Origin of the sequence: Micropruina sp., assembly GCF_027492755.1 — a bacterium.
Taxonomy (GTDB): Bacteria; Actinomycetota; Actinomycetes; order Propionibacteriales; family Propionibacteriaceae; genus Micropruina.
The window spans coordinates 1-5,980 of sequence record NZ_JAPUED010000212.1 but is presented as its reverse complement, the minus strand read 5'-3'; the positions used below and the strand labels follow the sequence as shown (position 1 = coordinate 5,980).

At 69.2% G+C, this 5,980-nt stretch carries 7 protein-coding genes; 2 read left to right on the top strand and 5 right to left on the bottom strand.

Annotated features, from left to right (window positions below):
* Window positions 1-646 (top strand): N-acetylmuramoyl-L-alanine amidase (locus Q0066_RS14815; RefSeq protein WP_298134270.1); only part of this gene is annotated, 646 nt, incomplete at its 5' end.
* A gap of 20 nt (window positions 647-666) precedes the next feature.
* Here Q0066_RS14815 and Q0066_RS14810 read toward each other — a convergent pair.
* Genes Q0066_RS14810 through Q0066_RS14795 form a run of 4 tightly spaced genes read right to left on the bottom strand, consistent with a single transcriptional unit; the run spans window position 667 to window position 3,472 of the window.
* Window positions 667-1,392 carry an isochorismatase family cysteine hydrolase gene (locus Q0066_RS14810; RefSeq protein ID WP_298134267.1) on the bottom strand — a complete coding sequence of 242 codons (726 nt, stop codon included), beginning with the start codon at window positions 1,390-1,392 and terminating at the stop codon, window positions 667-669.
* On the bottom strand, window positions 1,389-1,901 hold the full coding sequence (locus tag Q0066_RS14805) for a hypothetical protein (RefSeq protein WP_298134264.1): 513 nt from the start codon (window positions 1,899-1,901) through the stop codon (window positions 1,389-1,391). The genes Q0066_RS14810 and Q0066_RS14805 overlap by 4 nt, the downstream gene beginning before the upstream one ends.
* Entirely contained in the window at window positions 1,865-2,494 is a 630-nt protein-coding gene (locus tag Q0066_RS14800; RefSeq protein ID WP_298134261.1) for an urea carboxylase-associated family protein, read from the bottom strand. Before Q0066_RS14800 ends, Q0066_RS14805 begins: the two co-directional genes overlap by 37 nt.
* An 18-nt stretch (window positions 2,495-2,512) precedes the next feature.
* Window positions 2,513-3,472: a nucleoside hydrolase gene (locus Q0066_RS14795; RefSeq protein ID WP_298134258.1), complete on the bottom strand. Its 960-nt coding sequence runs from the start codon at window positions 3,470-3,472 to the stop codon at window positions 2,513-2,515.
* Window positions 3,473-3,548: 76 nt separating this feature from the next.
* On the opposite strand from Q0066_RS14795, the gene Q0066_RS14790 reads away from it, so the two are divergent.
* Entirely contained in the window at window positions 3,549-4,550 is a 1,002-nt protein-coding gene (locus Q0066_RS14790) for a LacI family DNA-binding transcriptional regulator (RefSeq protein WP_298134256.1), read from the top strand.
* A gap of 60 nt (window positions 4,551-4,610) precedes the next feature.
* Here the strand turns inward: Q0066_RS14790 and Q0066_RS14785 are convergent.
* On the bottom strand, window positions 4,611-5,980 hold a 1,370-nt coding region (locus tag Q0066_RS14785; RefSeq protein ID WP_298134253.1), incomplete at its 5' end, for a hypothetical protein.

The following is a 5,980-nucleotide window of genomic DNA, read 5'->3' as shown; positions in this document are numbered from 1 at the left end:
GGTGATCGTGGTCGATCCGGGGCACAACGGGAAGTACCGCAAGTCCTTCAACACCAAGAAGGTGCCTGCGGGCAACGGCAAGAAGAAGGCCTGCAACTCCTCCGGCACCTCGGGGAAGGGGCTCAGTGAGCACGCCTACAACTGGGCGCAGGCGAAGCTGCTCAAGGCCGAACTCGAGAAGCTCGGTGCGAAGGTGCTGCTGACCAGGGAGAACGACTCCGGGCTGGGCCCGTGCGTGAACAAGCGCGCCCAGGTCGCCAACGACGCCGAGGCCGATCTGATGATCTCGATCCACGCCGATGGCAGCTACGGCAAGAAGGATCGCGGCTTCCACGTCATCATCTCGACCACCATGGCCGGCGGCTCGAAGCTGGAGAAGCAGTCGCGGACGCTGGCCCTCAACGCCCGCTCCGCCCTCCAAGAACTGACCACGATGCCGCGCTCGACCTACATCGGCAAGGGCGCCGCCCTGAGCCCGCGCTCCGACATCGCCACCCTGAACCTGCTGAAGCAGACCCCGGGCATCATGCTCGAGGCCGGCAACATGCGCCACAGCAAGGATCTGAAGTTGATGAAGTCACCCGCCTTCCGACAGCAGGTCGCGGAAGCGCTGGCCCAAGCCGCGGTCGAGACCCTCGCGGACTAGCCCAGACGACCAGCGGACGATCAGGCCTGCCAGGCGTCGAGCACCGCGCTGCTGTCGACCACCCGTCCGTAGCCGCGCCGCATCGTCTGGAGCGTGGCGTCGTGCGTCCACGGGTTGTCGCTCGCGCAGAGATCCGAGCACAGCACGACGTGATAGCCCCGGTCGAAGCCGGCCCGCGCGGTCGCCTCGCAGCAGAAGTTGGTCAGCGTGCCCGCGATCACCAGCGTGTCCTTCCGAAGGCCGCGCAGGATGTAATCCAGATCGGTCTGCCAGAAGGCGTCGTAGGTGTGCTTGGTCCCGATCAGAAGGTCGCCCTCGCGCCACAGTTCCGGCAGGATCTCGAGCTGCTCGGTGCCGGCGCCGAGATTGCCCTCGGCGATGGCGGCGGTCATCCGCAGGGCGTCTGTCGGCGACGGGTCCAGGAACTGTGCCGAGGTGAACACCACCGGGATTCCGCGCTGCCGGGCCGCCTCGGCGACCTCGTCCAGGCGAGGGACGATCCGCTCGGCCTGCGGGATCCACTGCGGGCTGCTTCGCCGGACGAACCCCGCCTGCATGTCGATCACGACCAGGGCGGACGCACCCGGGTCGATGTCGAAGGCGTGCGGCCGATCCGTGTGATAGTCGGCCACGGCGGCGAGAACCACCTCGGCCTCGGATCGCTCCGGGTCACGGTAGAGATCCTGCTCGGCCAGGCCGTACAGGCTCCGATACAGCTCCAGGGTCTGCCGCTGGTACTCATTCATCGTTGCTCCTCAGGAATGGCCGGACGATCGTCCTCCTGCTCGACTCTGGGCTGATGGGTCACCCAGGTCAGGGTGATGTCCCGCAGGGACGCGGCGAGGTCGTCGCCGTACAGCTCTCGCTTGGCGAGGGCTTCGAGCCGGGTCTGCTCCGCCTCGCTCAGCGTCACCGCGACCGGGTGCCGCACGACCGGAGCGTGCGGGAACGCCGGCACGTAACCCGGATCGGCGACCAGTGGCGCGGCCGGAATGTCGTAGGGGTGCGGGAGCAGTCCGGTCGGATGGTCCTGCCGCTGGAAGGTCTCGCCGAGCGCCCGATCCTCGTCCGTCCCCTCGAGCACCACGATCCGCAGGTCGCGGAGTTCGAAGTTGCTCGTGACGCCCAGGTCGTCGCCGCAGACGTTGACCACGGCGAGCACGTCCCGGTAGGCCAGCAGCTCGATGAAGTCGCCGGGGCCCGCAGGGTTCGGCCGGATCACCGGGACGCCGTCCTCGTCCTGATCCACGTACATGAAGAGGTGAGCGACTCGTGCACCGCGTACGGCGGCAGCCCGTACTCGCGCTGCGCCTCGATCTGGATCTGCTGGCAGTTGGTGTGCTGCCGCTGCCCGAACAGCCGCCAGTACAGCAGCGCGCTGCAGTACGGCACCAGGGTGTCGGTCTGCCCGGTGTCCTCCAGAATCGCCATCAGCGGACGCTCCCACGGCGCCCGCGACCACACCAGGTCGCCCCGGGCCGGGCTCTTCCCATGCAGACTGCGGGTGCGTCCGACATGAAGATGCTCGTGGTGGTTCTCCAGACTGAAGATGTTGAAGTCCCCGCACTGGCCGCCGCGGAGCTGCTCGACCCGCAGCAGGTCGCCGGCGCGCACGACCACGGCCTTGCCCGTCCCCGGTTCGAGGACGTGCTCGGCCAGCACCTTCCGCTCCCGCTTGGCGGCGGGGTTGCGGCGCCGCTCCGGGTCAAGCCCGGAGTGCGGGACGGGGCGCGACTCGTCCAGCGCCCGGGAGACCAGGGCGGCGCGGTCGGGCAGCCCGTTCGCCCGGACGTGCGCGTCGACCAACGCGAGCTGCTGCTCGTTCAGGCTCAGTTCGAGGGTGGCCATCTCGTTCCTCCGTCCTCGCTACCGGTACAGGGCCAGGGTGTCGGTGAGCAGGTCGAAGAACCCGTCGACGTCCATGTCCACCGCGACCTCGCAGTTCGGCTCGGCGCCGCGGATGATCCCCTCCTCACCGTAGATGCCCTTGCCCTCGTTGCCGACGTAACGGTAGTCGCAGACCGTCATGCCGCGGGTGTGCGTGCCGTTGAGTTCGATCTGGACGTTCATGGCCTGCATGGTGAACAGCTCCGGCTTGATGAAGATCGCCACCGCGAGCGGATCGTGGATCGATGCGCCCTCCAGGCCGTACACCTTGTGCAGCGAGGCGCGGTAGAACTCCACCAGGTCGGCGACCGTCCGGGCGAACGGGGTGCCGATCGCGCGGATCCGGTCCAGCCGGGCCACCGTCGCCGAGGCCATCCGGGTGACATTGAGGCCGAACATCTTCAGCGGCACCCCCGAGCGGAAGACCACGTCCGCCGCCTCCGGATCGACGTAGATGTTGAACTCCGCCGCGGCGGTCGAGCCGCCGTAGGTCATCGAGCCGCCCATCAGCGAGATGCCCTTGATGCGCTCGGCCAGGGTCGGATCCTTGATCAGCGCCGCCGCGATATTGGTCAGCGGACCGGTGGGAACCAGCCACAGGTCGTCGTAGCGGTGGCTCGCCTCGATGATGAAGTCCACCGCGTGCAGCGGCGACAACGCAACGGTCGGCTCGGGCAGCGCCACCCCGTCCAGGCCGGTCTGGCCGTGGATCTCCGGGGCGTAGCGGGGCTCGTTGAGCAGCGGACGGGGCAGGCCCTTCGCGATCGGGATGTCGGTCAGGCCGGCGAGCTCCACGCACTTGCGAGCGTTGAGGGTGGTCTTCTCCAGCGACTGGTTGCCGCTCACCGTCGTGATCCCGACGACGTCCAGATGCTTGGCGGCGAGGAAGATCGTGAGCATGTCGTCGTGGCCCGGATCTCCGTCGAGGAGGTAGTGCATGGTCATCCCTTCATCGGTAGGCATTCGTATGCCTTCGGGTAGAGCATACGAATGCCGATGCCCTAGAGTCAAGGCCATGGAGCCATCGGGCCGCAGGCCGACCGGAGCGGATGTCGCCCGCCTGGCCGGCGTGAACCAGGCGTCGGTCTCCCGGGTGTTCGCCGGCAAGGCCTCCGGAAGGGTCTCCCCGGAGATCGAGGAGCGGATCCGTGAGGCCGCCCGCACCCTCGGCTACCAGCCGCACGCCTCCGGACGGTCGCTGCGATCGGGCCGGACCGACGCGCTCGGGCTGGTCGTCACCGACTTCGAGAACCCCTACTTCGGCGGCGTCAGCCGCGGCGCCCAGCGCGAGGCGCGGGCGCAAGGACGTTCGATCGTCCTGATGGAGGCCGACTTCGACGGCGAGACCTTCCTGCCCTATCAGGCCCTGGACGCGGGACTGGTGGACGGGTTGCTGCTGTTCAGCATCGGGCCGCCGCCGCGCACGGCCGCCCGGCCCGGGCAGGTCACGCTGATCGAATCCGAACAGGACGGGTTCGGCAGCGTGGTCTTCGACAGCGCGCTGGGCATGAACCAGGCGGTGACCCACCTGACCGGTCTCGGCCACCGCCGCATCGGCTACCTCGGCGCCGCCATCGACCGGTGGACCTTCCGCCACCGGCATGCCGCCTGGCTGGCCGCCATGGAGTCCATCGCCCCGGACGCCGCCGGGCCGGAGGCGTCCGCTCCGCTGAACCTGGACGCGGCAGCGCTCGCCACCCGCCGCCTCCTCAGCAGTGGCCGGCCTCCGACGGCACTGATCTGCGCGGACGACGTCCTGGCCGCCGGCGCCTTCCGGGCCGCCGCCGAACTCGGACTGTCGATTCCCGGCGATCTGTCGGTGGTCGGCTTCGGCGGCACCATCGTCGGGGACGCGGTCTGGCCACGGCTGACCGGGATCGCGGCCTCCGGCTCGGAACTGGGGGCTGCCGCGGTCGCGTTGCATCTGGCCCAGCAGCAGACCCCCACCGTCCTCGCGGTGGAACTCATTCCACGCGGCTCGACCGGTCGCGCGCTATCGGAATCCGGCGCGCACTAGGCCAGCTACCGTTTTCCGCCTGCTGCGTGGCCGCCATCGGCGTATCCGGGCTGAGCCGGCTCAGCTGAGCCGCCGCGCACTGGCCAGGATCGCCACGGCCTGATCGAGCTCCTTGGGGGTGGGATTGGCGCCGTTGTCGGCCGAGCCGAGGTACACCGGGTGCTTGCCGCCGAAATCCAGGTCCCGCTCGAAGCAGGCCTTGTCGGCTCGCTCCAGGGTGAGGCCGATCCAGACCGGGTACTGACCGTCGTTCACCCATCGAATCTCGGGGGTTCCAGTGAGGCCCGGGGCTGCGGCCTCCAGCCCGTCCACGACACCCAATGCCTCCGACCCTGGGAGCGGACCCGCGGAACAGGCCTCCTGCCCGCCGTTGGTGAGCAGGTCGACGATGTAGCCGCTAGGGGCCTTGATCCAGATCACGCCCTCGCCGTCGTCGATGACCTTCCACTTCGGCGGCACCCGGACGCTCAGGTTGGCGGCTTTCACGTCGAGCGACTTCCACGACTCGCTGGAGACCGTCAGGTCGGGTGCTTTCATCGTGTCGAAGACCTCGATCACTTCGTCCCCCGCCTCGTCCTCGACCGGCTGGGTGGGGTCGAAGTCGGGGTTTGGACGGGTGCTGCCGAGGATGGTCAGCACCTGCAGGCGTCCCTCCTCGTCGTACTTGCCGCCGATATTGCCGATGTTCGTGGTGAACAGGAAACGCGACTCCGGATGACCTGCCGGGGAGGAGTCACCCACCGCCACCTGATGGGTGAGTTCCGGCTGGCTGGCGCCCAGCAGGTAATCCGCGGGCTCACCGGCTCGGTTCGGAGTGGTCAGGAGGACCGCCGGCGCCCGGGTCGCATCGTCGGCGCCCCACACCAGCAGGTCCGGAATCGAGGCGATCTGCTCGGTCTTGCCTGTGACGCCGCCGCCGATCGAGTCGCCAGAGTCGAACCCGCCGCGGATCAGTTCCAGCGGAGCCGCGGCCTTCGCATCCGGCGGGTTGACGAAGAGCACACAGTTGACGATGTCGCAGCCGTCCAGCTTGCCGAGGTCGCTGCCGTCGCCGCCGAGGTCGTCGTCCACCGTCCAATCCGGCGGGTACAGGAAGGTGACCGGGTACTCCGGGGACGAGAAGGTCAGCCAGTCCGAGGTGTCCGCGCTCGGCAGCGGCGCGACCGACTGCACCTCCTCGCTCGGGCCGGGCACCGGCGCCTCGGACGGCCCGCCGGCCGGGGAGGCGGGAATGCCCGGACGCAGGCTCAGCGCCGCTGGGATGCCGACGCCGGCCACCACGAGCAGCGCCGCGGCGCCCGCGACGCCCCCGATGATCCGGTTGCGGCGCTGCCTGCGGCGTCCGGCCTGGGCCAATTCGTCCGCGTCGAGGGCCGGACGGAAGCCGTCCGCGGCTTCGCGCAGATTGACGCGCAGGTCGTCGATCTCAT

Excerpts from the sequence above, each read along its gene's own strand:
- Q0066_RS14810 (WP_298134267.1), bottom strand. The coding sequence starts at position 1,392 with ATGAATGAGTACCAGCGGCAGACCCTGGAGCTGTATCGGAGCCTGTAC.
- Q0066_RS14805 (WP_298134264.1), bottom strand. The coding sequence starts at position 1,901 with ATGTACGTGGATCAGGACGAGGACGGCGTCCCGGTGATCCGGCCGAAC.
- Q0066_RS14800 (WP_298134261.1), bottom strand. The coding sequence starts at position 2,494 with ATGGCCACCCTCGAACTGAGCCTGAACGAGCAGCAGCTCGCGTTGGTC.
- Q0066_RS14795 (WP_298134258.1), bottom strand. The coding sequence starts at position 3,472 with ATGCACTACCTCCTCGACGGAGATCCGGGCCACGACGACATGCTCACG.
- Q0066_RS14790 (WP_298134256.1), top strand. The coding sequence starts at position 3,549 with ATGGAGCCATCGGGCCGCAGGCCGACCGGAGCGGATGTCGCCCGCCTG.